Raw genomic sequence first — 1,104 nt, 5'->3', positions numbered from 1 at the left:
ATGTCTTTCCGTTGCATCGCTTGGATCGTCCGACTTCCGGCGTTTTGGTGTTTGCGCTCTCCAGTGAAGTGGCTTCTCAAGTGATGCCTATGTTTGCTGAGCACAAAATGGAGAAGACCTATCACGCGATTGTCCGTGGTTGGATTGAGGAAGAGGGCGTTTTAGATTACGCGTTAAAAGTCGAACTAGACAAAATTGCAGATAAGTTCGCCTCACAAGAAAAAGAAGCTCAAGAGGCCGTAACCGCTTACAAACCACTGGCGAAAGTGGAAGTGCCTTATTCGACGGGCAAGTTCCCAACAACGCGCTACTGTTTGATGGAAATGAAGCCCAAGACTGGTCGCAAGCACCAATTGCGTCGTCACATGGCCCACCTACGTCACCCAATTGTGGGGGACACATCGCACGGTGATGGTAAACACAACAAATTGTTCCGTAACGAATTTGATTCACACCGCTTGCTGTTACATGCTTCGGAGCTGCGTTTTGTGCATCCGTTTACAAATGAAGAGCTGGTGATGAAAGCGAGTATCGACGATACGTGGCAGCAATTGTTTACTCGATTTGAGTGGGACGAAGAGCTCGTTAAGTAAAGAGGCTGTGCTCTAGCGAAGAGAAATAGAAAAGGGTTGGCATGTTTACCAACCCTTTTTGTTGTTTACCGATTCTTAAAGGCTATTTGAGTTTTTCTAGATCCGCTTCGATCTCGGCGATCTTGCTAGAAACGACTTTTTCTAAATGGCGAAGATCAGAAAGAATCTTTTGTTTTACATCCAGTTCAGACACTTTCGCTGGTTTTGTGATCTTGTTGAGTTCGTCGATAACCAAAGTAAGGTTACGGTTGATTTCCGTTACTTCCTTGTATTTATGACTACCGCTATCAACTAAGACATTTTTTACTTGGCGTGGGTATTTGAATTTGACGCTTTTGGCAAAGAACTCGCCTTTTTGCTTATGGAAGTAGATTTTGAGCACGTCTTTATGTGCTTCTTGACGTAGGGAATAACGTTCAATCTGCTTGGGATCATGAATACCCAAACCAGTGAGGTGGGGATACATAGGCTACCTCTATTACATCGAATTGATATTGATATAACTGTAGCA

The 1,104-nt window shown here is 44.1% G+C and carries 2 protein-coding genes; one reads left to right on the top strand and one right to left on the bottom strand.

What is annotated here, in order from left to right; all coding sequences use genetic code 11:
* Positions 1 to 593: tRNA pseudouridine(65) synthase TruC (truC, locus tag R7Q38_RS24435; protein ID WP_318114661.1), on the top strand; the 593-nt coding region annotated here is incomplete at its 5' end.
* Between the two features lie 82 nt (positions 594 to 675).
* Here truC and R7Q38_RS24430 read toward each other — a convergent pair.
* Positions 676 to 1,059, bottom strand: coding sequence for a DUF3461 family protein (locus tag R7Q38_RS24430; protein ID WP_005456756.1), 384 nt, complete (start codon positions 1,057 to 1,059; stop codon positions 676 to 678).
* Positions 1,060 to 1,104 lie beyond the last annotated feature (45 nt).

Origin of the sequence: Vibrio sp. Vb0598 (assembly GCF_033338935.1) — a bacterium.
Taxonomy (GTDB): Bacteria; Pseudomonadota; Gammaproteobacteria; order Enterobacterales; family Vibrionaceae; genus Vibrio; species Vibrio alginolyticus.
The sequence above is the reverse complement of the archived record's forward strand: the minus strand, read 5'-3'. Positions and strand labels throughout refer to the sequence as shown.

Coding starts and splice junctions, on each gene's coding strand:
- R7Q38_RS24430 (WP_005456756.1), bottom strand. CDS start 1,059: ATGTATCCCCACCTCACTGGTTTGGGTATTCATGATCCCAAGCAGATT.